26 protein-coding genes are annotated in these 26,032 nt (G+C 55.9%); 12 read left to right on the top strand and 14 right to left on the bottom strand.

What is annotated here, in order from left to right; translation table 11 throughout:
- Positions 1-14: 14 nt before the first annotated feature.
- The 5 genes from dacA to lipA all read left to right on the top strand — a co-directional run bounded on the left by dacA (position 15) and on the right by lipA (position 4,760).
- On the top strand, positions 15-1,226 hold the full coding sequence (dacA, locus tag LRS40_RS24080; protein WP_231312874.1) for a D-alanyl-D-alanine carboxypeptidase DacA: 1,212 nt from the start codon (positions 15-17) through the stop codon (positions 1,224-1,226).
- A 107-nt stretch (positions 1,227-1,333) separates the two neighbouring features.
- Positions 1,334-1,597, top strand: a complete 264-nt coding sequence (ybeD, locus tag LRS40_RS24085) for a DUF493 family protein YbeD (RefSeq protein WP_003022706.1) — start codon at positions 1,334-1,336, stop codon at positions 1,595-1,597.
- Between the two features lie 92 nt (positions 1,598-1,689).
- On the top strand, positions 1,690-2,331 hold the full coding sequence (lipB, locus tag LRS40_RS24090) for a lipoyl(octanoyl) transferase LipB (RefSeq protein ID WP_142488667.1): 642 nt from the start codon (positions 1,690-1,692) through the stop codon (positions 2,329-2,331).
- A 302-nt stretch (positions 2,332-2,633) separates the two neighbouring features.
- Positions 2,634-3,587: a YbeF family transcriptional regulator gene (locus LRS40_RS24095; protein ID WP_231312875.1), complete on the top strand. Its 954-nt coding sequence runs from the start codon at positions 2,634-2,636 to the stop codon at positions 3,585-3,587.
- 207 nt (positions 3,588-3,794) lie between these two features.
- A complete protein-coding gene (gene lipA, locus LRS40_RS24100) occupies positions 3,795-4,760 on the top strand; it encodes a lipoyl synthase (protein WP_156263194.1) in 966 nt (321 codons plus the stop codon).
- A gap of 85 nt (positions 4,761-4,845) precedes the next feature.
- Here lipA and tatE read toward each other — a convergent pair whose 3' ends face one another.
- Both tatE and LRS40_RS24110 read right to left on the bottom strand, forming a co-directional pair.
- Positions 4,846-5,046, bottom strand: coding sequence for a twin-arginine translocase subunit TatE (gene tatE / locus LRS40_RS24105; RefSeq protein ID WP_142488664.1), 201 nt, complete (start codon positions 5,044-5,046; stop codon positions 4,846-4,848).
- 126 nt (positions 5,047-5,172) lie between these two features.
- The gene (locus LRS40_RS24110) at positions 5,173-5,961 is read right to left on the bottom strand and encodes a deaminated glutathione amidase (protein WP_142488663.1); all 789 of its coding nucleotides are present in this window, start codon (positions 5,959-5,961) and stop codon (positions 5,173-5,175) included.
- A gap of 66 nt (positions 5,962-6,027) precedes the next feature.
- Between LRS40_RS24110 and crcB the strand changes: the two genes are divergently transcribed.
- Positions 6,028-6,411, top strand: coding sequence for a fluoride efflux transporter CrcB (crcB, locus tag LRS40_RS24115; protein WP_039031372.1), 384 nt, complete (start codon positions 6,028-6,030; stop codon positions 6,409-6,411).
- A gap of 220 nt (positions 6,412-6,631) precedes the next feature.
- Here the strand turns inward: crcB and cspE are convergent, their stop codons facing one another.
- From cspE to LRS40_RS24150, 7 genes are all read right to left on the bottom strand, one after another.
- Positions 6,632-6,841, bottom strand: coding sequence for a transcription antiterminator/RNA stability regulator CspE (gene cspE / locus LRS40_RS24120; RefSeq protein WP_002439184.1), 210 nt, complete (start codon positions 6,839-6,841; stop codon positions 6,632-6,634).
- A 190-nt stretch (positions 6,842-7,031) separates the two neighbouring features.
- Complete coding sequence (pagP, locus tag LRS40_RS24125) at positions 7,032-7,607, bottom strand: lipid IV(A) palmitoyltransferase PagP (protein ID WP_231312876.1); 576 nt, start codon at positions 7,605-7,607, stop codon at positions 7,032-7,034.
- A 162-nt stretch (positions 7,608-7,769) separates the two neighbouring features.
- Positions 7,770-10,886 (bottom strand): efflux RND transporter permease subunit, encoded by a 3,117-nt coding sequence (locus LRS40_RS24130; RefSeq protein ID WP_231312877.1) that lies wholly within the window; start codon positions 10,884-10,886, stop codon positions 7,770-7,772.
- Positions 10,883-12,082, bottom strand: coding sequence for an efflux RND transporter periplasmic adaptor subunit (locus LRS40_RS24135; protein ID WP_231312878.1), 1,200 nt, complete (start codon positions 12,080-12,082; stop codon positions 10,883-10,885). Before LRS40_RS24135 ends, LRS40_RS24130 begins: the two co-directional genes overlap by 4 nt.
- Positions 12,079-13,335: a TolC family protein gene (locus tag LRS40_RS24140; RefSeq protein ID WP_231312879.1), complete on the bottom strand. Its 1,257-nt coding sequence runs from the start codon at positions 13,333-13,335 to the stop codon at positions 12,079-12,081. Before LRS40_RS24140 ends, LRS40_RS24135 begins: the two co-directional genes overlap by 4 nt.
- Before the next feature lie 11 nt (positions 13,336-13,346).
- On the bottom strand, positions 13,347-13,661 hold the full coding sequence (locus LRS40_RS24145) for a copper-binding protein (protein WP_142488658.1): 315 nt from the start codon (positions 13,659-13,661) through the stop codon (positions 13,347-13,349).
- 55 nt (positions 13,662-13,716) lie between these two features.
- Positions 13,717-14,118: a hypothetical protein gene (locus LRS40_RS24150; RefSeq protein ID WP_231312880.1), complete on the bottom strand. Its 402-nt coding sequence runs from the start codon at positions 14,116-14,118 to the stop codon at positions 13,717-13,719.
- 296 nt (positions 14,119-14,414) lie between these two features.
- Between LRS40_RS24150 and dcuC the strand changes: the two genes are divergently transcribed.
- On the top strand, positions 14,415-15,788 hold the full coding sequence (gene dcuC / locus LRS40_RS24155; protein WP_142488656.1) for an anaerobic C4-dicarboxylate transporter DcuC: 1,374 nt from the start codon (positions 14,415-14,417) through the stop codon (positions 15,786-15,788).
- 88 nt (positions 15,789-15,876) lie between these two features.
- Complete coding sequence (gene rna / locus LRS40_RS24160; RefSeq protein WP_231312881.1) at positions 15,877-16,686, top strand: ribonuclease I; 810 nt, start codon at positions 15,877-15,879, stop codon at positions 16,684-16,686.
- Between the two features lie 7 nt (positions 16,687-16,693).
- Here the strand turns inward: rna and LRS40_RS24165 are convergent, their stop codons facing one another.
- Positions 16,694-17,314, bottom strand: a complete 621-nt coding sequence (locus LRS40_RS24165) for a flavin reductase family protein (RefSeq protein ID WP_142488654.1) — start codon at positions 17,312-17,314, stop codon at positions 16,694-16,696.
- Positions 17,315-17,724: 410 nt separating this feature from the next.
- Here LRS40_RS24165 and rnk point away from each other — a divergent pair, with 410 nt between their 5' ends.
- Complete coding sequence (rnk, locus tag LRS40_RS24170; RefSeq protein WP_142488653.1) at positions 17,725-18,135, top strand: nucleoside diphosphate kinase regulator; 411 nt, start codon at positions 17,725-17,727, stop codon at positions 18,133-18,135.
- 70 nt (positions 18,136-18,205) lie between these two features.
- Here rnk and LRS40_RS24175 read toward each other — a convergent pair whose 3' ends face one another.
- Positions 18,206-19,444 (bottom strand): zinc-dependent alcohol dehydrogenase, encoded by a 1,239-nt coding sequence (locus tag LRS40_RS24175; RefSeq protein ID WP_156263186.1) that lies wholly within the window; start codon positions 19,442-19,444, stop codon positions 18,206-18,208.
- 225 nt (positions 19,445-19,669) lie between these two features.
- On the opposite strand from LRS40_RS24175, the gene uspG reads away from it, so the two are divergent.
- Positions 19,670-20,098, top strand: a complete 429-nt coding sequence (gene uspG, locus LRS40_RS24180) for a universal stress protein UspG (protein ID WP_231312882.1) — start codon at positions 19,670-19,672, stop codon at positions 20,096-20,098.
- A gap of 56 nt (positions 20,099-20,154) precedes the next feature.
- Here uspG and ahpF read toward each other — a convergent pair whose 3' ends face one another.
- Positions 20,155-21,720, bottom strand: a complete 1,566-nt coding sequence (gene ahpF, locus LRS40_RS24185) for an alkyl hydroperoxide reductase subunit F (protein WP_231312883.1) — start codon at positions 21,718-21,720, stop codon at positions 20,155-20,157.
- Between the two features lie 189 nt (positions 21,721-21,909).
- Positions 21,910-22,473 carry an alkyl hydroperoxide reductase subunit C gene (gene ahpC, locus LRS40_RS24190; protein WP_106992308.1) on the bottom strand — a complete coding sequence of 188 codons (564 nt, stop codon included), beginning with the start codon at positions 22,471-22,473 and terminating at the stop codon, positions 21,910-21,912.
- Positions 22,474-22,829: 356 nt separating this feature from the next.
- On the opposite strand from ahpC, the gene dsbG reads away from it, so the two are divergent.
- Complete coding sequence (gene dsbG, locus LRS40_RS24195) at positions 22,830-23,576, top strand: thiol:disulfide interchange protein DsbG (protein ID WP_231312884.1); 747 nt, start codon at positions 22,830-22,832, stop codon at positions 23,574-23,576.
- Between the two features lie 225 nt (positions 23,577-23,801).
- Positions 23,802-24,716, top strand: coding sequence for a LysR family transcriptional regulator (locus LRS40_RS24200; RefSeq protein ID WP_231312885.1), 915 nt, complete (start codon positions 23,802-23,804; stop codon positions 24,714-24,716).
- 110 nt (positions 24,717-24,826) lie between these two features.
- Here LRS40_RS24200 and LRS40_RS24205 read toward each other — a convergent pair whose 3' ends face one another.
- A complete protein-coding gene (locus LRS40_RS24205) occupies positions 24,827-25,987 on the bottom strand; it encodes a pyridoxal phosphate-dependent aminotransferase (RefSeq protein ID WP_231312886.1) in 1,161 nt (386 codons plus the stop codon).
- Positions 25,988-26,032: the final 45 nt, after the last annotated feature.

A 26,032-nucleotide genomic window follows, 5' to 3' on the forward strand; every position in this document is an offset into this window, starting at 1 on the left:
TCGTTGTTCTGACCATGAAGACCACTTTCTCCGCTCGTTTTATGCAGCGCATGGCGCTCACTACGGCGCTTTGCGCAGCCACGCTCTCCGTGGCTCACGCCGATGACCTGAATATCAAGACCATGATCCCGGGCGTTCCGCAGATCGACGCGGAATCCTACATCCTGATCGACTACAACTCCGGCAAAGTATTGGCTGAACAGAACGCTGATGCACGACGCGACCCGGCCAGCCTGACCAAAATGATGACCAGCTACGTCATCGGTCAGGCCATGAAAGCAGGTAAATTCAAAGAAACCGACCTGGTGACCATCGGTAACGATGCATGGGCTACCGGCAACCCGGTGTTTAAGGGCTCCTCGTTGATGTTCCTGAAACCAGGTATGCAGGTTCCCGTATCCCAGCTGATCCGTGGTATTAACCTGCAGTCCGGTAACGACGCCTGCGTGGCGATGGCTGATTTTGCTGCGGGCAGCCAGGATGCCTTCGTCGGCCTGATGAACAGCTACGTTTCCGCGCTGGGCCTGAAAAACAGCCACTTCCAGACCGTTCACGGCCTGGATGCTGATGGTCAGTACAGCTCTGCACGCGATATGGCCCTGATTGGCCAGGCGCTGATCCGCGACGTGCCAAACGAATACACCATCTATAAAGAGAAAGAGTTTACCTTTAACGGTATTCGTCAGACCAACCGCAACGGCCTGCTGTGGGATAACAGCCTGAACGTTGACGGCATCAAAACGGGTCACACCGATAAAGCCGGTTACAACCTGGTAGCCTCTGCCACCGAAGGTCAGATGCGTCTGATCTCAGCGGTTATGGGCGGTCGTACCTTCAAAGGGCGTGAAACCGAGAGCAAGAAGCTGCTGACCTGGGGCTTCCGCTTCTTCGAAACTGTGAACCCACTGAAAGCGGGTAAAGAGTTCGCCTCTGAGCCGGTATGGTTTGGGGCTAACGATCGCGCCTCCCTGGGTGTCGATAAAGATCTCTACCTGACTATCCCACGCGGCCGCATGAAAGATCTGAAGGCCAGCTATGTGCTGAACGCCAGCGAGCTGCACGCCCCGCTGCAGAAAAACCAGGTCGTAGGCACCATCAACTTCCAGCTTGATGGCAAAACTATCGATCTGCGCCCACTGGTGGTGCTGGATGAAATCCCGGAAGGCAATTTCTTCGGCAAAATCATTGATTACATTAAATTGATGTTCCATCACTGGTTTGGTTAAGAATTGAACACTTGAAAGTGTGATTTCCGTCCCCATATACTATGTAACCTGATAACTCCCACCCAACGTGGGAGTTATTCTTTTTTTGACGTACTGCCGGAGCTCACATGAAAACCAAACTTAACGAACTGCTTGAATTCCCTACTCCTTTTACTTACAAAGTAATGGGGCAGGCGTTGCCTGAGCTGGTTGATCAGGTGGTTGAAGTGGTACAGCGCCACGCGCCAGGCGACTACTCTCCGACGGTGAAACCAAGCAGCAAAGGCAACTACCACTCCGTGTCTATCACCATCACGGCGACGCATATTGAACAAGTCGAGACGCTGTACGAAGAGCTCGGTAATATCGATATCGTACGTATGGTGCTGTAACGCCTTTCGGTTACCCGCATGGCCGGGTAACCTGTTTCCCCTCTGTGATATACTCCCCGCTACAGTTTGTCCCTTCGTTCGGAGATATCGTTTTGTATCAGGATACTATTCTCGTCCGCCAGCTTGGGCTCCAGCCCTATGAACCTGTCTCCCAGGCTATGCATGAATTCACCGACACGCGCGACGAGAACACGCTGGATGAGATCTGGCTGGTAGAACATCCCCCGGTGTTTACCCAGGGCCAGGCCGGAAAAGCAGAGCATCTGCTGATGCCTGGCGATATCCCGGTGATCCAGAGCGATCGTGGCGGGCAAATCACCTACCACGGCCCGGGCCAACAGGTGATGTATGTCCTGCTCAACCTGAAGCGCAGAAAGCTCGGCGTACGCGAGCTGGTAACGCTGCTTGAACAGACGGTAGTCAATACGCTGGCCGAATTTGATATTGATGCGCACCCGCGCGCGGATGCGCCCGGCGTCTATGTTGGCGAAATGAAAATATGCTCTCTCGGTCTGCGTATTCGCAAAGGGTGCTCTTTTCACGGTCTTGCTTTAAATATCAATATGGATCTTTCGCCTTTCCAGCGCATCAATCCTTGCGGTTATGCCGGGATGGAAATGGCACAAATGCGTCAGTGGGTAGAGAACATTACCCCGGAAATTGCATGCCCTCATTTGGTTAATGCTTTTTTAGCCCTGCTAAACAATCCACCCCATAAATATATTCCTGCTTAATTACTGCCTCCCGTTGGCTCATTATTTGATGGGCCATTCTTATTTGAAGGCTTTTACGCTTTACATCAATGCCTGGTTTCTATATTTTCAAAAAGACCGTAACGCGCCTGCGTATAAGCATTTATCTATTGTCTGCTCCGGCATGGCCAACCGACTGGCACGGATCACGCCTGCGCAAATATTAGACAACCCAATGATTTTACTTAAAAAGATTAATCCTCGAAAGCAGTTTATCCATAACAATAAGCACATTATTTAAATTCAACTATTATTTATATTGTGAATGAAAAGGGAGGAATAGCGTGGATAATAATAATTCTTCAGAAAAGCGCTTGAGTGAACCAGGCATTGAAGCAAAACCACAAATTTTTCGGACTTTACGCAATATTGATCTCAACTTATTGACGATTTTTGAGGCGGTGTATGTTCACAAAGGGATCGTTAATGCTGCGAAAATTCTTAATCTCACTCCCTCGGCAATAAGCCAGTCCATACAAAAATTACGGACAATTTTCCCCGACCCGTTATTCATTCGCAAAGGCCAGGGCGTGACGCCTACCGCCTACGCCACGCATCTGCACGAATACATCAGCCAGGGCCTGGAGTCGATTCTCGGGGCGCTGGATTTAACCGGCAGCTACGATAAGCAGCGCACTATCACTATTGGTACCACCCCGACCGTGGGCGCGCTGGTTCTGCCGCCGATCTACCAGGCCGTAAAGACGCATGCGCCACACCTGATGCTGCGTAATATTTCGGTCAATGACGCCGAGACGCAGCTGGGTCAGTTCCAGACCGACCTGATTGTCGACAGTAACGCCCTTAATGCCCGCGCCCTGAGCCACAACGTACTCTTCGCTGACAGGCTACTGTTGATCTGCCGAAAACACCATCCAGCCCTGAGCCAGGCCGCCACGGTTGAAAATCTGCAGCACTACGAGCAAACGTTGCTGATGCTGGAAGGACAAAACCTGAATGGCCTGCGGCAACGCATTAACGATATTTTCCCGGAAAAGCAGGTCACCTTCAGCAGTTACAATCTTTTTACGATTGCCGCCCTGATCGGCAGCAGCGATCTGATTGGTATCATCCCGGAGCGCCTGTTTAACCTGGTACGCCACTGCTGGCCGCTGGAGCAGATCCCCTTCGCCCCACTCAATGCAGAATGCGTTGAAATCTCGCTGTATTACAACAAGCTGAGCCTGCGTGACCCTGTGCTGGAAAACCTGATCAACGTTATCCGCCAGGCCTTCTGAAAAGGGGTTATCCCCTGCAAAGCCGTGCTGCTCCACACAAAAGGCACTAAACAACAACTATTTTACAATTTGGCGACCGGGCAGGCTGCTTTATCGTCCGTATCAATGATATACTGCCTGTCGTTCGTTCAAAAATAGTTGATAAATACAACATTCCCTTGAATTGAAACGCTTTCCTTCGATTTTCGCAACTGGAAGACGCACGCTATGAGTAAACCCATTGTGATGGAACGTGGTGTTAAATACCGCGATGCCGATAAAATGGCCCTAATCCCGGTTAAAAACGTGGCTACGGAGCGCGAAGCGCTGTTAAGAAAACCGGCCTGGATGAAGATCAAACTTCCGGCGGACTCTTCGCGTATTCAGGGAATCAAAGCAGCGATGCGCAAAAACGGCCTTCACTCCGTTTGTGAAGAGGCCTCCTGCCCGAACCTTGCTGAATGTTTTAACCACGGCACCGCGACCTTCATGATCCTCGGCGCGATTTGTACCCGCCGCTGCCCGTTCTGTGACGTTGCCCACGGTCGTCCTGTTACCCCTGACGCTAATGAGCCACAGAAACTGGCACAGACCATTGCTGACATGGCGCTGCGCTATGTGGTTATCACCTCCGTTGACCGCGACGATCTGCGCGACGGCGGTGCACAGCACTTTGCCGACTGTATCTCTGCCATTCGGGAAAAAAGCCCGTCCATTAAAATTGAGACGCTGGTTCCTGACTTCCGTGGCCGTATGGATCGTGCGCTGGATATCCTCAACGCCACCCCGCCGGACGTGTTTAACCACAACCTGGAAAACGTGCCGCGTCTCTATCGTCAGGTTCGTCCGGGTGCCGATTACAACTGGTCGCTGAAACTGCTGGAGCGTTTTAAAGAAGCGCATCCGGAGATCCCAACCAAATCCGGTCTGATGGTCGGTCTGGGTGAAACCAACGAAGAGATCGTTGAAGTGATGCGCGACCTGCGTCGTCACGGCGTCACCATGCTGACGCTGGGCCAGTATCTGCAGCCAAGCCGCCACCACCTGCCGGTCCAGCGCTACGTGAGCCCGGAAGAGTTTGATGAAATGAAAGCCGAAGCGATGGCAATGGGCTTCACCCATGCTGCCTGCGGTCCGTTCGTTCGTTCGTCCTACCATGCCGATATGCAGGCGAAAGGCGAAGAAGTGAAGTAAGCCCCGTCACAAACGTTTACAGTTCACCCATAAAAAAACCGGCCTGAGCCGGTTTTTTTCTATCGCAAGCCATGAGGCGTGGCCGTTACTCTTTGTGCGAGAGTTTCTCAGTGGCGATATCCGCATCGGCTTTCTTCGCCGTGGCGTCATCGTCGTTCATAGCCTTCTTAAAGCCTTTGATGGCAGCACCCAGGTCTCCGCCCAGCGTACGTAATTTCTTGGTACCAAACAGCAGGACAACCAGTGCGGCTACCACCAGCAGTTTGGTAATACTAATCTCACCCATAGATACCTTCTTGACGTAAACAGGCTGCGTTTCGCGCCTAAAAAACCCGACGTTATTAACGGTCATTTGACGCCCGCACACAATAGCAATCTGTAACAAGGTGAATCAAGCGTTGTTTAAAAAACGTCATAATAATTGCGGAGGCGCGAAGCGTCGGTTGCGCAGGACCGGCAGCTGCTGACGCGCCAGGGTAACGCGTTCCCGGCTAATCTCCGCTAACAGCAGCGCCGGCCCCTCAGCTGCAGCCGCAATGGTCACGCCCAGGGGATCGATAATGCGGCTCTGACCAATATTTTTGTTACCGCACTCCCCTGCTGCCACCACATAGCAGGTGGTGTCCAGCGCCCGGGCCGCCAGCAGCGTTGCCCAGTGGTGCTCCTTGAGCGGCCCTCTGACCCACGCCGCTGGCAGGACCAACACGTCCGCCCCCGCCAGCGCCAGGTTCAACGCCATCTCCGGGAAGCGCAAATCGTAGCAGGTCATCAACCCCAGACGAATCCCGTCGATTTCGATTAGCGGCGGCACACGCGTTCCCGCATCGACCAGCCGGGATTCCCGGATACTGAACGCATCGTAAAGATGCAGCTTGGCGTACTGCTCAACTATCCTGCCGTCACGCAGAGCGACGAGGGTGTTTATCGCCCTTCCTGCGGTTGACGGGACATGCACGGTCAGCACCGTGGTCATCTGGTTCCGGGCACTCTCTGCCATCAGCATCGTTAAAAAGCCGCCGTCCAGCGGCTGGGCCGACTTCACGGACAGGTCGGGATCGTTATCATCGCGGGCCAGTAGCGCTTCAGGCAGTACCAGCAGCGAAGCCCCCTGCGCTGCTGCCTGCGCCATCAGGGACACGCAGGTTTCGGCATTTTTTTGCCAGTTTGCCGTTACTGCAAATTGTCCAACCGCAACGTGCATATTTTCCCCTTACCTCAAACGGCGTTACACTCAGAGTCCTTACACATCAGATAGCAGGTATTGTTCGTGTTTCAACTTCTTTTAGCTGTTTTTATCGGTGGGGGCACAGGAAGCGTGGCGCGCTGGCTGTTGAGCATGCGGTTTAACCCTCTGCACCAGCAGATCCCGTTCGGCACCCTTACGGCCAATCTTCTCGGCGCTTTTATCATTGGGCTGGGTCTGGCGTGGTTCAACCGAATGACCCATATCGATCCTGTCTGGAAAGTCCTTATCACCACCGGCTTTTGCGGCGGGCTGACTACCTTTTCAACGTTCTCCGCAGAGGTGGTGTTTCTGTTGCAGGATGGACGTGCGGCCTGGGCGCTCCTGAACATTGCGGTCAATCTGCTGGGTTCGCTAATGATGACCGCGCTCGCATTTTGGTTAATTTCTGCGGTGAATGCTCACTAAAAGACGCGGGCCTTAATGTTGGCTTAATTTTTCTCAGGCAACCTGTCACCACATACACTGAGGGTGACGCAATGAAAGAGAAAATAACAAATGCGGGGATGTTCGTACTGAGCGTAGCGATTCTTGCCAGCTTTTTGAGACTGTACTTGTTCAGCTGAGCCAAAACGAAAAAAACCCGCTCAGGGAGCGGGTTTTGAAATTCTTGCTGGTCTCGTCTGAATTACAGAGCGATGACGTTAGCAGCAGAAGGGCCTTTGGCACCGTTAGTGATTTCAAACTCAACGCGCTGACCTTCAGCCAGGGTTTTGAAACCATTGCTCTGGATTGCAGAGAAGTGTACGAACACGTCTTTGCTGCCATCTTCCGGAGTAATGAAACCGAATCCTTTGGATTCATTAAACCACTTAACGTTACCTTTAATCTTAGACATCAAAATTACCTTTACATGAAAATTGGACACAAATGCTGTGTCGGGTATCAGTACAACAATTGTGAGCGGTTTTGTCCAGCGCCTTTTTGAAGAAAAGTGACAAAAGTCGCGTTAATTTTTGCCCCCCAATTTTTATCCTTTACGATTCAACAAGTGGCTATTAAATCACCGCTACGTAAAGTTTTTTCAGTTAAAACTGGAAGCGCATCCAGGCGAAGTAGACGTTGCCGTTGTTATAGGTGCCCGGGATATAGGTCATCTGGAAAGTGGCCGGGCCGTACCCTACCGAGGCCAGCGGCAAGACCAGCGGAACGGGGATGTAATTCCAGTTATCGCGCGCCGTGACGGCGGCGGTAAAGCCAAGGCCCAGATGGAAATTATCATCGGCCAGCGGTCGCCAGGTTTTCTCCCAGCCGTAGCCCGCAATAGGCTCCCATTTATTGTAAGAGTCTTTAAACGCCATCGCGTAAAGGCCATGCCAGTTACCTTTTTCATCCCAGCGTGACTGACCAAAGCCCGCGCCCCACGGCCGCTCATTGTAGCGATCGGTCTTCTCCTTGTCGTACGCGAAGCGGGCATGCCAGGTAATCGCTGGCACGTAGAGATCGTAATGTTGAGGTTCTTCCCAGGTTTCAATCATATCGTTATGGATAGTTTTGACCCAGGCTCTGAGAGGAGGAACGTCTTTAGCCATTGCCACAGTTGAAAAAGTCAACTGAGCAAAAATAAAAGAAAAAACGAGGAAAGACTTATTAACAACTGTCACGATCTTATTACCATTTTCATATTCGCTGCGTGTTCTCGCATAGAATAGTTGAATGGGATCCAGACGGCATTGGTCATTATCTCAATTGTTCACTTAATTTAATCAGAATACTCCCAGGAAAAAGAGAGCGCCTTAATATAGTTAAGGCGCAATTTAGAAAAATTAACGTTGATGCAATAACTTATACAGCGCAGGAATAATCAACATTGATAACAGCGGCGCGCTCACCATGCCGCCTATCATCGGTGCAGCAATGCGCTGCATCACCTCTGCCCCACTGCCTCCACCCCACATCACCGGCAGCAGACCGGCCATGATGGTAGCAACGGTCATCACCTTGGGGCGCACGCGCAAAACGGCGCCTTCGTGAATAGCCTGAATTAATAATGTATTTTCCTCATCATCATCGCGCGTCCGATATTTATTTAACGCCTGATTAAGATAGAGCACCATAATAACGCCAAACTCTGCCGACACGCCTGCCAGAGCAATAAAGCCGACAGCACCTGCCACCGACAGGTTATATTCCAGAAGCCATAATAACCAGACGCCACCGATAAGAGAAAAAGGTAATGTTCCCATGATGATAAGGACATCTGAAATACGCTTAAAGGTCAGCCAGAGCAGGATAAATATAATCCCAAGGGTGACCGGCAGCACTATTTTTAGCTTCGCGGTGGCCCGCTCGAGATATTCAAACTGCCCGGACCAGGCGAGCGAGACCCCCTGCGGCAATATAACCTCCTGGTTTACCCGCTGCTGCATCTCTTCCACTGCCGATTTAAGATCGCGCCCGCGCAGATCCACGTAGATCCAGTTCGAGAGTCGGGCATTTTCACTTTTCAGCATCGGTGGCCCCTCGGTTATCAGGATCTCCGCCAGGTCGCCCAGCGCAATCTGGTTGCCGTTGGCCGTCACCACCGGCAATGCCCGCAGCTTATCGACAGAATCCCGGCTGTCGCGGGGATAGCGCAGATTGATGGGATAACGTTCACGGCCAAGGATCACCTCACCCACCTTATCGCCCCCCACCAGCGTGGCGACCATACCCTGCAATTCCTCCACCGAGACGCCATAGCGCGCTGCCTTCTGGCGATCGATACGGATATCAACGTAACGCCCGCCCGCCAGCCGCTCCGCCAGCGCCGAGGTCACGCCCGGCACCTGCTTCACCACCTGCTCAATCTGCTGCGCAACACGTTCAATATCTGCAAGATTATTGCCGTTGACCTTGATCCCTACCGGGCTTTTGATCCCGGTCGCCAGCATGTCGAGCCGGTTGCGGATCGGCGGCACCCAGACGTTGGCAATGCCCGGCAGCTGAACGGTGCGATCCAGCTCTTCAACCAGCTTCTCCGGCGTCATGCCCGGTCGCCACTGGTCGCGCGGCTTAAAGTGAATGGTCGTCTCCAGCATGGTTAGCGGTGCCGGATCGGTTGCCGTCTCCCCCCGCCCGGCCTTGCCGAATACCGTCGCCACCTCCGGCACGCTTTTAATCAGCCGGTCCGTCTGTTGCAGCAGCCGGGCCGCTTCCCGGGCCGAGATCCCCGGCAGGGTTGATGGCATATACAGCAGATCCCCCTCGTTGAGTGGAGGCATAAACTCGCTGCCCAGCCGGCTCAGCGGCCAGAGCGTGACCAGCAGCAGGAGCGCCGCCAGCGCCAGCGCCATCTTCGGAAAGCGCAGCACCCTGTCCAGCAACGGCTCATACAGGCGTATCAGCGTCCGGTTGATGGGGTTTGCTTTCTCATCCGGGATGCGCCCGCGAATGAAATACCCCATCAGCACCGGCACCAGCGTGATCCCCAGCCCCGCCGCCACCGCCATCGCCCATGTCTTGGTGAACGCCAGCGGCGCGAACAGCCGCCCTTCCTGCGCCTCCAGCGAAAAGACCGGTATAAATGACAGGGTGATGATCAGCAGACTGCAAAACAGCGCCGGGCCCACGTCGATAGCCGCGCGCTCCGTCAGCCGCCAGTATTCGGCTGAGGTCGGCTCCTGACCCGGGTTGTCGTGACGCCACTGCTCCAGCACCTTGTGCATATTCTCGATCATCACAATTGCCGCATCGACCATCGCGCCAATGGCAATGGCGATCCCCCCGAGTGACATAATGTTGGCGTTGATCCCCTGATAGTGCATCACCACGAACGCGCCCAGAATGCCCAGCGGCAGCGAGACCACTGCCACCAGCGCCGAACGGAAATGGAACAGGAACAGGGCGCAGACCAGCACCACTACCACAAACTCTTCGAGCAGCTTGTGGGTGAGCGTTTTGACGGCGTCCTCAATGAGCGTCGAGCGATCGTAAACCGGGACGATCTCCACCCCTGCGGGCAGCGTTTTTTGCAGCTCAGCCAGCTTCGCTTTGACCGCATGCAGCGTCTCCAGCGCGTTCTGGCCGTAGCGCATCACCACCACGCCACCCGCCACTTCGCCTTCGCCATTCAGCTCGGCCACGCCCCGGCGGATCTCGGGGCCATAGCCGACGCTCGCCACATCCCCCAGCAGAATAGGCACCCCGTCACGGGAGGCAATCACCACGTGGCGAAAATCCTCCAGGCTTTGCAGATAGCCGGTGGTGCGCACCATGTACTCCGCCTCGCCCTTCTCAAGCAGGGCTCCCCCGCTCTCTTTGTTGGCCGCCTGCAACGCCGTTACGATTTGCGCGTGGGTGATGTTCAGGGCCCGCATTTTTTCCGGATCGGCAACCACCTGATACTGACGCACCATGCCGCCGATGCTGGCCACCTCCGACACATTCACCACGCTTTTGAGCTCAAACTTCAGGGTCCAGTCCTGAATGGCACGCAGATCGGCCAGGCTGTGTTTGCCGCTGCGGTCGATCAGGGCATATTCGTAGATCCAGCCCACCCCGGTCGCATCCGGGCCCAGGGCGACGTTCACCCCGGCCGGCAGCTGCGACTGGACCTGGCTTAAATACTCCAGCACCCGCGATCGCGCCCAATAGAGATCGGTTCCGTCCTCAAACAGCACGTAGACATACGCATCGCCAAACATCGAGAACCCGCGCACCGTTTTCGCGCCGGGTACGGAGAGCATCGAGGTCGTCAGGGGCCAGGTCACCTGATCTTCAATCACCTGCGGCGCTTTGCCCGGGAAACTGGCGCGGACAATCACCTGCACGTCCGACAGATCCGGCAGCGCATCCAGCGGCGCCCGCTGCACCGCCCAGATCCCCCACCCCGCCATGACCAGGGCCCCGAGGATCACCAGTAGCCGGTTACGCAGAGAGGCTTTAATTACCGCCGCAATCATTGCGTCACCTCCGGCAGCACGCTGCGCAGGCTGGCTTCGGAGTCGATCAGGAACTGTCCGGAGGTGACGACCTCGTCCCCCTCCTGCACGCCGGAGCGGATTTCGGTCCACCCCTGTGCGGTCAGCCCGGTTTCCACGTTCACCGGCTGAAAATAGCCGTTGCCGCTGGCAAGCAGCAGGCGTTTACTGTTCCCGGTATCGATAACCGCCTCTTCCGGCACGGCCAGCACCGGTTCCCCCGCCGCCGACTGCGCCCGGGAGACCGTCAGGAACATACCCGGCTTCAGCTGCTGCTGCGGATTGTCCACCAGTATTCGCGCCTTCAGGGTGCGGGTGGCGATATCCATCTGCGGCAGCAGCTCGCTGACCCGCCCGTGAAAACGCATCCCGGGGAAGCTCTCAGAGGTCGCCACCATCTCGCTGCCGACGCTCAGGGCCTGCGCCTGCGACTGGGGATAATCCACCACCAGCCAGACCGGATCGAGACGCGCCATTTCGAACAACGCGGTCATTGCCGCCACCTGCGCGCCTTCGCGCACGTCCAGTTTTGCCACATAGCCGGCCTGCTGCGCCCTGAGGAGCAGCGAGGCCTGCGGTTTTCCGCTGCGCTCCAGCGCGCGGATCGCCTCCTCGGGCATAAACTGCAGCTTCAGGCGCTCCCGGGCGGCAGCGCTTAACGCCGCATCGCCCAGCGCGCGCACGGCCAGATACTCCTGCTGCGCCTGCGTCCACTGGGGGATCCATAGCTGCGCCAGCGTCTCACCGGCTTTTACCTGCTGGAGCGGCGCCCGGACATACAGCTTCGTCACCACGCCTGCGGCAGGAGCAGAGAGCACCGTGACGCTGCGTTCATCAGCGGCGATGGTCGCAAAGGCGGTGAAGGGTTGGGCCAGCTGACGCCGCGCTACGTGAGCGGTCTTCATGCCCAGATTTTGCTGTTGGGCGGCGCTGATCCCCACGCCTACTGGCGCATCTTCCTCATCGGCATAGCGCGGCACGAGATCCATATCCATAAACGGCGAACGCCCCGGCTTATCAAAACGCTGGCCCGGCACCATGGGATCGTACCAGTAGAGCACCTTGCGTTCGGCAGGCGCCGACGCTACCTCGTGTGAAGCGTGACGCTGCCCGGCGTAATAGCCGCCAGCAGCCAGCAGCAATGCCAAAGGCACGGCGACCCGGAATGTGATTTTCATTGTGCCAACTCCTGGGGGATTAACCATTGGATCGCAGCCCAGGTGCGCGCCATCTCGCGCTCGGCCTGATTGGCTGCCAGTTCGCTGTCCAGCACGCTGCGGCGTGCCTCGAGCAGGGCGGGCAGCGCTGACTGACCCGAACGATATTGCGCATTCAGCACCGCCAGGCGCTGATGCTGTAACGGCAGCACCTCTTCGCACTGGCGCTGCCACAGCGTCTGCGCGGCCTGGTACTGGGCTACCAGCGACTGTACCTGGGCGATGTGCTCACGCTTTATCAGTGTCAGTTCATCCACCGCCTGCAGGGAGCGGGAGACCTCCGCGGCGTAGTCCTTGTCCTGGCGTCGCGACTGGAACAGGGGCAGATCGACCGTGAACATCACCCCGGCCATATCGTCATAGCCTTCGGCACGATGGGCGTAGAACACCTCGACATCCACATCCGGGATCGCCGCTACCGCCGACTGCGCCGAGCGGGCTTTGGCAGTCTCAGCCTCTCGCTGTGCGGCCTCCACTTCCGGGTGATGGGCGATGGCCTCTTCGAGTTGGATAACGTCGGCAGGCAGACGCTGATAGCGCGGCAGCGGCCCCTGCACGTCCTCGACCTGCTGGCCGGTGAGCTGCAGCAACCGGCTTTGCGCCAGCCGAACGTCACGTCCTGCCAGGGTGGCTTTGTCGCGCATGGCGCTGAGGGTCATGCGCAGGGCCAGCACGCTGTCGGGGCTGGCGCTCCCGGCCCCGACGCTGGCCTTCTGCACGTTCATCTGCCGCACCGTCTCATCGACCAGCCGATCTGCCATGTTCAGCCCCTGCTGCGCCAGGGCCAGCTCCAGCCAGGCCTGGGCGGTATCCCGCTGGAGGGCGGCGCGCACCGCGTCCGCTTTCGCCAGCACGCCCCGGGCCTGAGCCTGCAGGGTTTGCGCCTTTCGCTCCCGCTTTTCATGGCTAACGTAGCTCTGCATGATACCGACCCGCTGCATGGTCATCCCTTCCCGGGTGAAGCGGCGATCGTTGCTGCCCTGCACCGGCACGTTTTCAATGCCGAACTTCAGTTTCGGATCGGGTAGCTGGGTAGCGGAATCCGCCATCGCATCCAGCGCCCGGGCCTCATTACGGCTGGCGGACAGGGCCGCAGAGTAGCGTTGGGCTTCGGCCAGGGTTTGATCGAGCGTCCAGGGTGCGGCCTGCCCGGCCGCACTGATGAGCCCGAGCATCACCCCACCGAGCCAGGTGCTCAGTGTTGCTGTTTTCATGGGATCCTCGCTTAGCGCAGCGGCGTGAGCGAGATTATCTGAAAGCCGTCACCGGCCCGCACCAGCGTAAATGTCACCGGCTCGCCCGGTTTCACGGCGCTGAGGTCAACATCGGCTGAAAAGGCAAACGGCATGGTCATCGCGGGCCACTTCAGGGCCGGGATCGCGTCATGCTGGATAACCAACGTCTTCGCGTCGATCGCCCGGACAACGCCCTGTCCCTGCCACTGCGGGGTCACTGGGGAGGGACTCTCCGTCGCCTGAACGGAAAATGAAGAAAGGGTAATGCACGCGCCAAGCAGCGCGGAAAAGAGTAAAGCACGCATGGTAAAGCTCCTGTTAAACGTAATTAAAAGTAAATCAACGAATTAACAGGTCTGTTTATTCCCGAAACCGGCAAAAACGGATCGTTGCCGGCGGCCCCACGGCGGGCGGAGTGACGACGCGGGACGACGACGCCACAGCGACGCAGTCCGGTTCATTGAGGGTCACGGTCATGGCCGCAGGCAGCGCCACCAGCTGTGAATGCCCTGTGTCTTTTTGCACCTGCTCCGGCACGCAGTGCTTATCACACAGCCCCGACGGCGCAGGCGCGGCGTGATGCTGCGGCATCGCCATCATGTCCAGATGCTGAATAGAGGCCGTCTCGCCCTGCACATTGATGGTGCAGTCGTGTGAGGCCACCGCCACCTGACTCTGGATCAACAGCCAGCCGAAAGCGAACATCAGCATCAGCAGATGTTTTTTCAGATAGCGCAGTCGAAAGATCCAGCTGGCAGACATAACAGCGTCTTGAGGTTGTAAAAAGAGACCCGAGTATACGCAGGGATATTGCTGAGATAAAAGCCGTTTTAAATTTATTTACTTTTTGTGCGGTTATTACAATCCTGGACCCAGGACAGGACCAACACGCCCCCATTAGCGCTACAACAGCAGCAAAATCGGCCTGGATACCTCTTTAGTAGTCGTTTTATTGATTTTGGTCAGCGAGGCCGGTCCATTATTTCGGCACATTTTGTCACCTTAATTTCATTGCTAATTTCTCCTTTCGCTCTGGGGCGTCGGGAACTGAGGGATCCATGCTAACGTTTATCGAGCTCCTGATCGGGGTGGTTGTCATTGTCGGCGTCGCGCGCTACATCATCAAAGGCTACTCCGCCACCGGCGTGCTGTTTGTCGGCGGCCTTGTCCTGCTGATCGTCAGTGCCCTGATGGGCCATAAGGTGCTGCCGTCCAGCGCCACCAGTACCGGCTACACCGCAACCGACATCGTCGAATACATCAAAATCCTGCTGATGAGCCGCGGTGGCGATCTGGGGATGATGATCATGATGCTCTGTGGGTTTGCCGCCTACATGACCCACATCGGTGCCAACGATATGGTGGTCAAGCTGGCCTCGAAGCCGCTGAGCTATATCAACTCCCCTTACCTGCTGATGATCGCCGCCTATTTCGTCGCCTGTCTGATGTCGCTGGCCGTGTCGTCAGCAACGGGCCTGGGCGTGCTGTTGATGGCGACCCTGTTCCCGGTAATGGTCAACGTGGGGATCAGCCGCGGCGCGGCGGCGGCAATCTGTGCCTCCCCGGCAGCGATTATTCTCTCCCCGACCTCCGGTGACGTGGTGCTGGCCGCCAAAGCCGCCGAGATGCCGCTGATCGACTTCGCGTTTAAAACCACCCTGCCGATCTCCATTGCCGCCATCATCGGCATGGCGATTGCGCACTTCTTCTGGCAGCGCTACCTCGATAAAAAAGAGAACATCTCTCACGAAAGACTCGACGTCAGCGAAATCACCACCACGGCTCCGTCGTTCTACGCCATCCTGCCGTTTACGCCGATCGTCGGCGTGCTGATTTTTGACGGTAAATGGGGGCCAGAGCTGCATATCATCACCATTCTGGTGATCTGCATGCTGCTGGCGGCAGTACTGGAATTTGTGCGCGGCTTCAATACTCAGAAGGTGTTTAGCGGTCTGGAAGTGGCGTATCGCGGCATGGCGGATGCCTTCGCCGGCGTGGTGATGCTGCTGGTGGCGGCCGGGGTCTTTGCCCAGGGGCTGAGCACCATCGGCTTTATCCAGAGCCTAATCTCCATCGCCACGTCGTTCGGCTCGGCGAGCATTATCCTGATGATGGTGCTGGTGGTGCTGACCATGCTGGCGGCGATGACCACCGGTTCCGGTAACGCCCCCTTCTATGCCTTCGTGGAGATGATCCCGAAACTGGCGCACTCTTCCGGGATTAACCCGGCATACCTCACCATCCCGATGCTGCAGGCCTCCAACCTGGGCCGTACTATCTCCCCGGTCTCCGGCGTGGTAGTGGCCGTCGCCGGGATGGCGAAAATCTCGCCATTCGAAGTGGTAAAACGGACCTCTGTTCCGGTCCTCGTCGGGCTGGTCATTGTGATTATCGCCACGGAAGTGCTGGTGCCTGGCACCGCCGTCGGTTAATACCCCTCACAGCATAAAGCGCCTGCGGGCGCTTTTTGTGCTTTAATCATTCCCAGCAACGCCCTGCTTCCAACCACCAGGAATTGACATGTTCAGAAAGGATTTCGTTTTCGCTATCAGCGCAACCGCTGCAGTACTGTGCGCTCTTCCGGCGCGGGCAGCCCCGCTTCAGGCGACACAATACGCGGACTTTGATCGCTACGTGCTGGCGCTCTCCTGGCAATCCGGCTTTTGCCAGAGCCTGCATGACCGCAATCGCGCCGCGCCCGACGAGTGTCGCCTGCAAAAAGAGCGTGACGATAAAACAACGATCCTCACCGTTCATGGCCTGTGGCCGGGCTTACCTAAATCTATCGCCGCACGCGGGGTCGACGATCGCCGCTGGATGCGCTATGGCTGCGCCACTCGCCCGATCCCCAATATGCCGGAGGCTAAAGCTAGCCGTAAATGTGACGCCGCCGAAACCGGATTATCGCTGACGGGGGCCGCAAAGCTGAATGAGGTAATGCCTGGCGCAGGCGGTAACTCCTGTCTGGAGCGTTACGAATATGCCAAACACGGCGTCTGCTTCGGCTTCGATCCCGATGCGTATTTCGGCACCATGGTGCGCATGAATCAGGAAGTGAAGGCCAGCCCGCTTGGGCAGTTCCTGGCGGCAAACTACGGTAAAACCGTCACCCGCAGCGCCTTTGACGCCGCGGTCGCCAGAAGCTGGGGTCCGGAGACGGTCAAAGCCGTCAAGCTTAGCTGCAGCGGCAACCCGGCCTGGCTCACCGAAGTGCAGCTCACGCTTACCGCCGCCAGCATCAACGCTCCACTGACAACCCGCTCATTTATCGCCCAACCGCACCCGGGTAACTGCGGCAAGCAGTTTGAAATCGACAAGATCGGCTACTGAGAGTGTCTCAGGCTTTTCGCGCATCCGGGCGTACCAGATCAAAACGCTGATCCTCACCGATGGCGAAGTACGCCGTCGGGCCACCCGCGCGCAGTACCGGCTGCGCTTTTGCCGTCTGATAGATGCCGTCATGCAGCAGGCTTTCATCAATGTGGATCCCGACCACCTCCCCCAGCACCAGCCAGGTGTCGATCTCCGCACCGTTCGCCGCCGTCAGCTGGATGCACTGCGACAGGCGGCATTCAAAGTTGACCGGGCTTTGCGCGACGCGCGGTACCTTCACCACCCGACTTTCGGCTTTGGTGAGGCCGGCACGTAAAAACTCATCTTCGCCGTGCGGCAGGCTGGCGGAGGTTTCATTCATGGCGCTGGCCAGCTCGCGGGTGGTGAGATTCCAGACAAATTCCCCGGTCTCAACAATATTGCGCACGCTGTCTTTCCAGCCGGTGCTGGCGAAGCCGATAATCGGCGGATGGTAGTTAAAGCAGTTAAAGAAGCTGTACGGCGCCAGATTCGGGCGTCCTTCGGCATCGCAGGAGGCAATCCAGCCAATCGGGCGGGGTCCAACAATAGCGTTTAACGGGTCGTGCGGCAGGCCGTGTCCCTGGGAAGGTTGATAAAAGTACATAGTGCTCTCTGGGAAATTCGGGAATAAAGACCGGCAGGCACGGATTACGCTTCGCTCATCCCCCTGCCCCAAGGGGATCAGCGTAACGCAATCCGTAGAAAAGTAAGACTGAATTTAGTGCTACAGTCTTCGTTGTTCTGCTGTTATGGGTGTGTCACGCTACATAACCTGCGCCTTAGAAGGATAATCCAAATTGGCGAAGGATCACCTTTTTTGGCTAAATTTCATACTAACGACCCAGTTGACGCTTCCGGACTACATCCACACCATGAATGTGACAAGCATCACTTCAAACCGGGGCACAGACTCAGTATTATCAGACAGAGTTAAACCCTCGCTACCGGATGGCGAGGGTTTTCTTTTGGCATCTCTTCTGCGGTTGTCGCAGCATGAACGACATGGAGTAAATAATGTCCAGACCCACAATCATCATTAACGAACTCGATGCTGAGCGTATCGACCGCCTGCTGGAGCAACCGGCTTTTGCCTCGCTGCCCGTCGCCAGTGCTTTGAACGACGAACTGGATCGCGCGCAGATGTGCGCTCCGCAGGACATGCCCGCTGACGTGGTGACCATGAACAGTCAGGTGAAGTTTCGCGATCTGGCTACCGGGGAAGTCCGCACCCGCACGCTGGTCTATCCGGCGCAGATGACCGACAGCAGCACGCAACTGTCGGTCCTGGCCCCGGTGGGCGCAGCACTCATCGGCCTGCGTACCGGCGATACCATCCACTGGGAACTGCCAGGCGGTACCGCCACGCATCTGGAGGTGCTGGAACTTATCTGGCAGCCTGAAGCCGCGGGCGAATACCTGCGCTGATCCCATCTGAACAAGCGTTAACCCGCTTTGCCCAGAGGATGCCAGGGCATCCTCTTTCCGCCCCTCGCTATCAGATAACGCCGCCCGGCATAGGGTTGACCAGCCCGGTAACCCGCTCTTTTGCCACTTCCGCACTTTGTGCCCCGGGCACCAGAATGATCTTCCGGCAATCTTCCTGACGTTTATCAAAGATCTCGTAGCCGCGGGCCGCCTCTTCAAACGGCATATAGTGAGTAACGATCTCTTCCGGCGTGATCAGCCCCTGCTCGATCAGCGGCAACAGTTCCCCCAGCCAGGCGTGAACGTTGGTCTGCCCCATTTTAAAGGTGAGCCCTTTGTCGAAAGCGTCGCCAAACAGGAAACCGTGAATAAAGCCGGCATAGACGCCCGGCACGCTGACGATCCCCCCACGCCGTACCGCGGCGATACACTGCCGCAACGCTTTACCGCTGCTGCCTTCAAGCTTGAGGTTGGTCAGCACGGTTTCGGTGGTGCTCCCTTTGGCCTCAAAGCCGACCGCATCAATGACCGCATCCACCCCGCGCTGGCCCCGGGTCTGCTCGATGATTTTTTCTGCGGCATCGTCGTCGCGGTCAAAGTTAATGGGGATCGCGCCGTAGCGATCCTGAGCAAATCGCAGCCGGTAGTCGTGATGATCGACAATAAAAATCTGCTCGGCGCCGAGGTAACGCGCGCAGGCGACGGTCAGGAGCCCCACCGGCCCGGCCCCGAACACCGCGACGCTGCTGCCCTGAGTAATCTGGGCATTTTTGGCGGCCTGCCAGGCGGTGGGCAGGATGTCCGAGAGGAACAGGGCCTTATCATCCGACAGCAGCGGCGGCACCTTAAAGGGTCCGACGTTGCCTTTTGGCACGCGAACGTATTCCGCCTGGCCGCCGGGTACACCGCCATAGAGATGGCTGTAGCCGAAGAGCGCCGCCGGAGGCGGGATCTGCTTTTTGTTCAGCGCTGCGCCCTGGCCGCTGTTGCTATTTTCACAGGCGGCGTACTGCTGCATACGGCAGAAAAAGCAATCGCCGCAGGCAATGACAAAGGGGATCACCACCCGATCGCCCTTGGTGAGATTTTTCACGTCTCGCCCGGTCTCCACCACTTCACCCATAAACTCATGACCGAAGATATCGCCATGTTCTACCTTAGGTATCTTCCCGTGGTAGAGATGCAAATCAGAACCGCAGATCGCGGTGGCGGTGATGCGCAGAATGATATCGTCAGCTTGTTCAATGGCCGGATCGGGTACCGTTTCAACCTTAACGTTATGTGGTCCGTGATACGTCAATGCTTTCATTCGACCTCCGGATTCAGAGAAAAAATGCGGGTTTACCTTAAAAGGGTAGCCATCAGCGGGGATATACCGGGAAATTGCACGGCTTTGGGATTAATCCTGGCATCAAAGCGGCACGGCAAAACGCCAACAAGCGGGGCGATATTAAAAAGTGTCAGCGAGCTATCAGAATCTGATTATATTTTGTGTTTGAATGGATTAAGCGTAAATAAACAGGGAGAAACGGTTATGTACCAGACGATTATTATGCCGGTGGATGTTTTTGAGATGGAGTTGAGCGACAAGGCGATTCGCCACGCTGAATTCCTGGCGCAGCAGGATGGCATTATTCACTTACTGCACGTTTTACCAGGCTCGTCCACTTTTGGGCTGCATCGCTTCGCCGCAGATATGCGCCGCTTCGAGGAGCATATCGAACAGGAGGCGCACAACCGCCTGAAGACGATGGTCAGCCATTTCAGCATCGACCCGTCGCGGATCAGAACCCATGTCTGCTTTGGTAATGTGCGCGACGTGGTGAACGAGGTGGCCAGCGAGCTGAAAGCCGATATCGTGGTGATCGGGTCGCGCAACCCGTCGATCTCCACCCACCTGCTGGGCTCGAACGCCTCCAGTGTGGTAGGTCACGCCAATATACCGGTGCTGGTGGTAAGGTAAAAAAAAGAGGCTACCGTCAGGTAGCCTCTTTACTTTGCAGGTGTAGTCTTACTTTCTTATGCTGTTTTGGTACGAATCAGATGATCAAAGGCGCTCAGGGAGGCCTTCGCCCCTTCGCCGGTCGCGATGATGATCTGTTTGTACGGCACGGTGGTGCAGTCGCCCGCCGCAAATACGCCCTTCACGCTGGTTTCACATTTGGCGTCGATGATAATCTCGCCCATGCGGTTGCGCTCAATCGCGCCTTCCAGCCAGGTGGTGTTGGGCAGCAGACCAATCTGCACGAAGATCCCCGCCAGCGGCACGCTGTGCACATCCCCGCTCACGCGGTCGCGGTACTCAAGACCGGTCACTTTGCTGCCGTCGCCTTTCACTTCGGTCGTCTGCGCGTTCAGAATGATGTCGACGTTTTTCAGGCTGCGTACTTTATCCTGCAGAACCTGGTCGGCCTTCATCTCTGGTGCGAACTCCAGCAGCGTCACATGCTCAACGATACCGGCCAGATCGATTGCCGCTTCGACACCGGAGTTACCCCCGCCAATTACCGCTACGCGCTTGCCTTTAAACAGCGGGCCGTCGCAGTGCGGGCAGTAGGTCACCCCTTTGGTACGATACTGATCTTCGCCCGGCACGTTCATGTTGCGCCATTTGGCACCGGTAGCAATGATGATGCTGCGTGCTTTCAGCACCGCTCCAGACGCCGTTTCAATCTGATGGAAGCCGCCTTCCTGCGCCGCAGGCACCAGTTTGCTGGCGCTCTGGCTGTCGATCACATCCACTTCATAGTCGCTGACGTGCGCTTTCAGGGCGCCAGCCAGTTTCTGACCTTCGGTTTTCGGCACGGAGATATAGTTTTCGATATCCACGGTATCCAGCACCTGGCCGCCAAAACGTTCGCCCATCAGACCGGTACGAATGCCTTTACGGGCAGAGTAGACCGCAGCCGCCGCACCCGCCGGGCCGGAGCCGACAATCAGCACATCGTAGGCGTCGCGCTTGTTCAGCGCTTCCGCGGCACGTTTTTCAGCGCCGGTATCCACTTTGGCGACGATCTCTGTCAGCGTCATACGACCCTGACCAAACTCTTTCCCATTCACAAACACCGCCGGAACGCCCATCACGTTGCGATCGGTGATTTCGTTCTGGAACACGCCGCCGTCAATCGCGGTGTGTTTGATGCGCGGGTTCAGCACCGCCATCAGGTTCAGGGCCTGGACCACATCCGGGCAGTTGTGGCACGAGAGCGAATAGTAAGTTTCAAATTCAAAATCACCGTCGATATCGCGGATCTGTTCAAGCAGAGCCTGCGCCTCTTTAGACGGATGACCACCGGTCCACAGCAGCGCCAGCACCAGTGAGGTGAATTCGTGTCCCAGCGGGGAACCGGCAAAGCGCGGGCCCTGGGTGGAGCCTGGGTTAGCGATCAGGAAGGACGGCTTGCGCACCGGCAGGCTGTTGTCTTCCCTAAAGGTCACTTTAGCAGACAGTTCGGCAATTTCAGCCAGCAGTTCCTTGATTTCTGCCGATTTAGCGCTGTCGTCCAGCGTGGCAATCAGCTCAACAGGTTTGGTCAGTTTCTCAAGGTAGGCCTTGAGCTGGGTTTTCATGTTGGTGTCGAGCATTGTTCATCTCCTGCTTAAAAAACATCATCATGCAAGCGGCCTTATCCGGGCTGCCTGAATGCAACTTGCATCATGGTGTTGGAATGAAATGGGCGCAGATGCGCCCATTGATTGCCGGGTGGCACTTCGTTTACCCGGCCTACGGTGTTGTAGGCCCGTGCAAGCGCAGCGCCGCCGGGCATTGTGGGCTTAAATTTTACCAACCAGGTCCAGAGATGGAGCCAGAGTCGCGTCGCCTTCTTTCCATTTCGCCGGGCACACTTCGCCTGGGTGAGAAGCAACATACTGTGCCGCTTTGATTTTGCGCAGCAGGTCGGATGCGTCACGGCCAATACCTTCAGCGGTAACTTCGATGGCCTGGATGATGCCCTGCGGGTCAACGATAAAGGTGCCGCGGTCGGCCAGACCTTCGTCTTCACGCATGTTTTCAAAGTTACGGGTCAGGGCGCCAGTCGGGTCACCGATCATCGCGTATTTGATTTTAGCGATGGTTTCAGAGCTGCTGTGCCACGCTTTGTGGGTGAAGTGGGTGTCGGTAGAGACAGAGTAAACGTCTACGCCCAGCTTCTGCAGTTCGTCGTAGTGATCTGCAACGTCACCCAGTTCGGTCGGGCAGACAAAAGTAAAGTCAGCCGGGTAGAAGAAGAACACGCTCCAGCGGCCTTCGGTATCTTTCTCGGTGATCTCTACGAAGTCGCCGTTTTTGAACGCCTGGTTTTTGAAAGGTTTGATTTTGGTGTTAATTAAAGACATCTGTACTTCCTCCGTGTTTTCGTTGAGAGCTAAGGTAACCAACTTTGCCCGAACGGGCTAATGCGTTTGCTTTATCAAATCAATCAGCAATACCTAACAACCCGGTTGGATGCTGCAAAGTAAAAAGGCCGCCTTGACGGCGGCCCTGATACCTGAGCTACCCGAGGGTAACATCAGTGCCAGCCGAAGCTGGCGATGTGTTGCGCTCTACATTACCTTTAGCAAGGTCGTAACAGCGAAGTGGATTACACCACCCACCCACAGAAAGGGCAATTGGCTGACAGGGTAAAAATACCTATGATTGCGATAGGTTTTACCGAACCCGTTCTTTGGTATTGATTTTTTAAGGATTAATCATGTTAAGACCCACCCTGCTCCTCGCGTTATTCCCCTTCGTCGTCCATGCCGAAGCGTTACCGGCCCCGGTAAAAGCCGTTGAAAAACAAGGTATCACCATTATCAAATCCTTTGAGGCGCCCGGCGGCATGAAGGGCTGGCTGGGCAAGTATCAGGACATGGGGGTCACCATCTATCTGACGCCGGATGGCAAACATGCCATTTCCGGGTACATGTACGATGAGCAAGGCAAAAACCTGAGCGAGCAGGTGATCCAGCAAGAGCTGTACGCGCCTGCCGGACGCGAACTCTGGCAGCGTATGGAGAAGGCCCACTGGCTGCTTGAGGGGAACAAAGACGCCCCGCGGGTGATCTATGTTTTCGCCGATCCTTACTGCCCTTACTGCCTGCAATTCTGGCAGCAGGCGCGTCCGTGGGTCGAGTCAGGCAAGGTGCAGCTACGTACGTTGCTGGTAGGGGTTATCAAGCCTGAAAGCACCGGCGCGGCAGCGGCCATTCTCGCCGCAAAGGATCCGGCGAAAAGCTGGCATGACTACGAACAATCTGGCGGAAAAATGGCGCTTAAGGTGCCGCAGACCCCGTCTCCTGCCCTAATTAAAACGTTGAAAGATAATCAGTCGATCATGGACGATCTTGGCGCAGCGGCCACCCCCGCGTTGTATTACATGAATAACCAGAATGAATTACAGCAGGTTGTCGGATTACCGGATAAAGAACAACTTAATATGATGATGGGAACGCCGTAATACCTGAACGGCGGCGGAATAGCAATAATTCCGCCCGCCTTTTTAAGGACAAAATTATTTCAATAATTGCTGGGCTTTTATTTCATTAATCTACAGCCATGATATATTAAGTTGAAATTTAAAATCAGTTAAGTTATCCGATCAAATGGATGGTGAATGGCTAACTTACTTCTATAGTTATCCTGTATGTGATAACACTATTCAGACAGCTAATCAGGACGAATCATGGCTAATCTCTACGATCTGAAAAAATTTGACCTTAATCTGCTGGTAATTTTTGAGTGCATTTATCAGCATCTCAGTATCAGCAAGGCAGCGGAGACGCTCTTTATTACCCCTTCTGCGGTAAGCCAGTCTCTGCAACGGCTGCGTAATCAGCTGAACGATCCGCTGTTTATCCGCTCCGGTAAAGGCATCTCCCCGACCACGGTAGGCGTCAATTTACATAAACATCTTGAACAGAACCTGAACCAGATCGAGCAGACGATTAACATCATGCACGGCTCGGCGCTGAAGAAGAACTTTGTTATCTACTGCCCGCAGGTTCTGACGCAAAACCGGATGATCGGCTCGATGAAGCTGTTGATGCGGGAGCATAATTATGAGGTCGAATTTCATGACATGCTGCTGTCTGTCGACTCGGCAGAAGATCTGTTAGCCTACCGTAAAGCCGATCTGGTCTTCTCATTCGCTTCCGTCTCCAACCGCTCTATTGTCTGCTCCCACTTTATCAACTTGCCGATGGTGATTGTGTGTCGTGAAGCTCATCCCCGAATCGGTGCGGTTGCTACCCTGGAGGAGCTGAACAATGAAAAATATACTCAATTTATGAGCGAAGAGCCGGGCATTAAAGCCTTTCAGGCACAGGCAGAAAATGCGTTTCCCGAGAGAAAAATTGCCTTTCGCTGCGACTCATTTTTCTCGCTAATTACAATGATCAGTTCCTCTAACTTATTGGGTATCGTTCCTGAAGTCGTATACGAAAAGTATTGTGATGCCTTTAAGTTGAAAAAAATTGATGCTCCCGTTACGTTACCCGCCGCGGATGTCTACATGATGTATAACCGCACTGCATTAACTAGCACAGTATTTTCGAATTTCATTGAGCAAATCAGCAATGAAGATTTTCAATATGAATAAGAAAGCCCGACGGAGAAATATAATTATTTTTTAATATCCCCGTCAAATAAATACGCAGACGTTATTTAATAAATCTGCGTATTAAATTATGTCGGTTTCAACATATTTCGTTATAGTTTTTTCAGCCGTTCCGCCGCCGCCAGCAGCGTGGTTTCCTGTTTGGCAAAGCAGAGTCGAATAAGCTTGTGCGGGAACGCGTCGGCACAGAATACCGATAGCGGGATGGCCGCCACCCCCACCTCTTTGGTTAACCACTGGCAAAAACTGACGTCATCGAGATCGGAAATGGCGCTGTAGTCAGCCAGCAGGAAATAGGTCCCTTCGCAGGGTAAAATCTCCAGCCGGCTGGCGCTCAGGGCCTCGATAAACAGATCCCGGCGGGCGCGATAAAAGCCAGGCAGTTCACGGTAATGTTCCGGCTGATTGCGCAGCATATCGGCAATCGCCAGCTGGGCCGGGGTATTGACCGCAAAGGTGAGGAACTGATGCACCTTACGCAGCTCGGCGCTGATGGCCGCAGGTGCCACGCAGTAGCCCACTTTCCAGCCGGTCATGTGGAAGGTTTTCCCGAACGAGGAGACGGCAATCGCCCGCTCGCGCAGCTGCGGATGGGCCAGCACGCTGGCATGCCCCGCCTCAGCAAAGCAGATGTGCTCGTACACCTCATCGCTCAGAACATAAATCTCACGTTCGGCAATGGCCTGCCAGAGCGCGGCGAAATCTGCCTGCTGCCATACCGTCGCCGACGGGTTATGCGGGGTATTCAAAATGACCAGCCGGGTTTTCTCGCTCAGCAATGCCGCAAAGGCCTGCCAGTCCGGGCGGAAATGCGGCGGCTGGAGCGCCACACGCTTGACTACGCCACCCGACAATTCAATTGCCGGGGCATAGCTGTCGTAGCTCGGATCAAAGCAGATCACCTCATCGCCGGTCCGTACCAGGGCGGTGATCGCCGCGTACAGCGCTTCGGTCGCCCCTGCGGTCACGGTGATCTCACTGTTTGCATCCGGTTGATAGCCATACAGTTCGGCGGTTTTATCGGCAATCGCCTCGCGCAGCGGCTGGGCCCCGGTCATAGGCGCGTACTGGTTAGCGCCGTTCGCCACATGGTGAGCCAGCCGCTGATGCAGATAGTCCGGACCATCGAAATCAGGGAAACCCTGCGACAGGTTAATCGCCTTGTGCTGCTGCGCCAGGGCACTCATCTGCGTAAAGATGGTGGTGCCGAGACCTGGAAATTTACTCTCTGGAATCAAGGGTTTATTACTCATTTCGACGGGCCTGTATGTAATACATATGTTGCTGCCACTATAACA

Origin of the sequence: Leclercia sp. G3L, from assembly GCF_021117075.1 — a bacterium.
Lineage (GTDB): Bacteria > Pseudomonadota > Gammaproteobacteria > Enterobacterales > Enterobacteriaceae > Enterobacter > Enterobacter adecarboxylatus_C.

Bases quoted from the DNA above. Each gene is read 5' to 3' on its own strand.
- ahpF (WP_231312883.1), bottom strand. From the start codon at position 21,720: ATGCTCGACACCAACATGAAAACCCAGCTCAAGGCCTACCTTGAGAAA.
- rna (WP_231312881.1), top strand. From the start codon at position 15,877: ATGTTCAGAAAGGATTTCGTTTTCGCTATCAGCGCAACCGCTGCAGTA.
- LRS40_RS24165 (WP_142488654.1), bottom strand. From the start codon at position 17,314: ATGTACTTTTATCAACCTTCCCAGGGACACGGCCTGCCGCACGACCCG.
- tatE (WP_142488664.1), bottom strand. From the start codon at position 5,046: ATGGGTGAGATTAGTATTACCAAACTGCTGGTGGTAGCCGCACTGGTT.
- rnk (WP_142488653.1), top strand. From the start codon at position 17,725: ATGTCCAGACCCACAATCATCATTAACGAACTCGATGCTGAGCGTATC.
- LRS40_RS24150 (WP_231312880.1), bottom strand. From the start codon at position 14,118: ATGTCTGCCAGCTGGATCTTTCGACTGCGCTATCTGAAAAAACATCTG.
- LRS40_RS24205 (WP_231312886.1), bottom strand. From the start codon at position 25,987: ATGAGTAATAAACCCTTGATTCCAGAGAGTAAATTTCCAGGTCTCGGC.
- ahpC (WP_106992308.1), bottom strand. From the start codon at position 22,473: ATGTCTTTAATTAACACCAAAATCAAACCTTTCAAAAACCAGGCGTTC.
- LRS40_RS24145 (WP_142488658.1), bottom strand. From the start codon at position 13,661: ATGCGTGCTTTACTCTTTTCCGCGCTGCTTGGCGCGTGCATTACCCTT.
- ybeD (WP_003022706.1), top strand. From the start codon at position 1,334: ATGAAAACCAAACTTAACGAACTGCTTGAATTCCCTACTCCTTTTACT.
- dsbG (WP_231312884.1), top strand. From the start codon at position 22,830: ATGTTAAGACCCACCCTGCTCCTCGCGTTATTCCCCTTCGTCGTCCAT.
- uspG (WP_231312882.1), top strand. From the start codon at position 19,670: ATGTACCAGACGATTATTATGCCGGTGGATGTTTTTGAGATGGAGTTG.
- LRS40_RS24175 (WP_156263186.1), bottom strand. From the start codon at position 19,444: ATGAAAGCATTGACGTATCACGGACCACATAACGTTAAGGTTGAAACG.
- dacA (WP_231312874.1), top strand. From the start codon at position 15: ATGAAGACCACTTTCTCCGCTCGTTTTATGCAGCGCATGGCGCTCACT.
- LRS40_RS24110 (WP_142488663.1), bottom strand. From the start codon at position 5,961: ATGCACGTTGCGGTTGGACAATTTGCAGTAACGGCAAACTGGCAAAAA.
- LRS40_RS24140 (WP_231312879.1), bottom strand. From the start codon at position 13,335: ATGAAAACAGCAACACTGAGCACCTGGCTCGGTGGGGTGATGCTCGGG.
- LRS40_RS24135 (WP_231312878.1), bottom strand. From the start codon at position 12,082: ATGAAAATCACATTCCGGGTCGCCGTGCCTTTGGCATTGCTGCTGGCT.
- cspE (WP_002439184.1), bottom strand. From the start codon at position 6,841: ATGTCTAAGATTAAAGGTAACGTTAAGTGGTTTAATGAATCCAAAGGA.
- dcuC (WP_142488656.1), top strand. From the start codon at position 14,415: ATGCTAACGTTTATCGAGCTCCTGATCGGGGTGGTTGTCATTGTCGGC.
- LRS40_RS24200 (WP_231312885.1), top strand. From the start codon at position 23,802: ATGGCTAATCTCTACGATCTGAAAAAATTTGACCTTAATCTGCTGGTA.
- LRS40_RS24130 (WP_231312877.1), bottom strand. From the start codon at position 10,886: ATGATTGCGGCGGTAATTAAAGCCTCTCTGCGTAACCGGCTACTGGTG.
- lipA (WP_156263194.1), top strand. From the start codon at position 3,795: ATGAGTAAACCCATTGTGATGGAACGTGGTGTTAAATACCGCGATGCC.